At 65.1% G+C, this 1,707-nt stretch carries 1 protein-coding gene; it reads left to right on the forward strand.

The window, feature by feature from the left end; all coding sequences use genetic code 11:
* A partial coding sequence (gene dnaE, locus LG396_RS38710; RefSeq protein ID WP_225798296.1) for a DNA polymerase III subunit alpha occupies positions 1-1,707 on the forward strand: 1,707 nt, incomplete at both ends.

The following is a 1,707-nucleotide window of genomic DNA, read 5'->3' on the forward strand; positions in this document are numbered from 1 at the left end:
GCCGCCGTTTACGCATCTGCATGTGCACACGCAGTATTCGCTGCTGGATGGGGCGGCGCGGTTGAAGGATATGTTCGCGGCCTGTCGTGAGATGGGGATGTCGCATATCGCGATGACGGATCACGGGAATCTGCATGGTGCGTATGACTTCTTTGCGCAGGCGACGTCGGCGGGGGTGACGCCGATCATCGGGATCGAGGCGTATGTGGCGCCGGAGTCGCGGCGGAACAAGCGGAAGGTGCAGTGGGGGCAGCCGCATCAGAAGCGTGATGACGTGTCGGGTTCGGGTGGGTATACGCACAAGACGATCTGGGCGTCGTCGCGTACGGGTCTGCACAATCTGTTCCGGTTGTCGTCGGATGCGTACAAGGAGGGGTGGCTGCAGAAGTGGCCGCGGATGGACAAGGAGGTGATCGCCGAGCATGCGGAGGGGTTGATCGCTTCCACGGGGTGTCCGTCGGGTGAGGTGCAGACGCGGCTGCGGCTGGGGCAGTTCGACGAGGCGCTGGCGGCGGCGGCGTGGTATCAGGAAGTGTTCGGGAAGCAGCGGTATTTCCTGGAGTTGATGGATCACGGGATCGAGATCGAGCGGCGGGTGCGGGACGGGCTGCTGGAGATCGGGCGGAAGCTGGGGATTCCGCCGCTGGTGACGAATGACTCGCATTACACGTATGCGCAGGAGGCGGGTGCGCATGATGCATTGCTGTGTATTCAGACGGGGAAGAATCTGTCGGATCCGGATCGGTTCCGGTTCGATGGGACGGGTTATTACCTGAAGTCGACCGAGGAGATGTATGCGGTCGATTCGTCGGATGCGTGGCAGGAGGGGTGCGCGAACACGCTGCTGGTGGCCGAGCAGATCGACACCGAGGGGTGGTTCCAGAAGCGGGACCTGATGCCCCGGTTCGAGGTCCCCGACGGCTACACCGAGGTCACCTGGTTCCAGGAGGAGGTCCGCCGCGGCATGGCCCGCCGCTACCCCGGCGGCGTCCCCGAGGACCGCCAGAAGCAGGCGGAGTACGAGATGGACGTCATCATCCAGATGGGGTTCCCGGGGTACTTCCTGGTGGTCGCGGACTTCATCATGTGGGCGAAGAACAACGGCATCGCGGTGGGTCCGGGCCGCGGCTCCGCCGCGGGCTCGATCGTGTCGTACGCGATGGGGATCACGGACCTGGATCCGATCGAGCACGGGCTGATCTTCGAGCGGTTCCTGAATCCGGAGCGCGTCTCGATGCCGGATGTGGACATCGACTTCGACGAGCGCAGGCGGGCGGAGGTGATCCGCTATGTGACGGAGAAGTACGGTGCCGACAAGGTCGCGATGATCGGCACGTACGGCACGATCAAGGCGAAGAACGCGATCAAGGACTCCGCCCGGGTGCTGGGCTATCCGTACGCGATGGGCGACCGCATCACCAAGGCCATGCCCGCCGACGTGCTCGGCAAGGGCATCCCGCTGTCCGGCATCACCGACCCCGACCACCCCCGGTACTCCGAGGCCGGCGAGGTCCGCGGGCTGTACGAGAACGAGCCGGACGTGAAGAAGGTCATCGACACCGCGCGGGGCGTCGAGGGCCTGGTGCGGCAGATGGGCGTGCACGCCGCGGGTGTGATCATGTCCAGCGAGCCGATCGTGGACCACGTCCCGGTCTGGGTGCGGCACACCGACCAGGTGACGATCACGCAGTGGGACTACCCCACGTG

The organism is Streptomyces aculeolatus (assembly GCF_020400605.1).
GTDB lineage: Bacteria > Actinomycetota > Actinomycetes > Streptomycetales > Streptomycetaceae > Streptomyces > Streptomyces aculeolatus.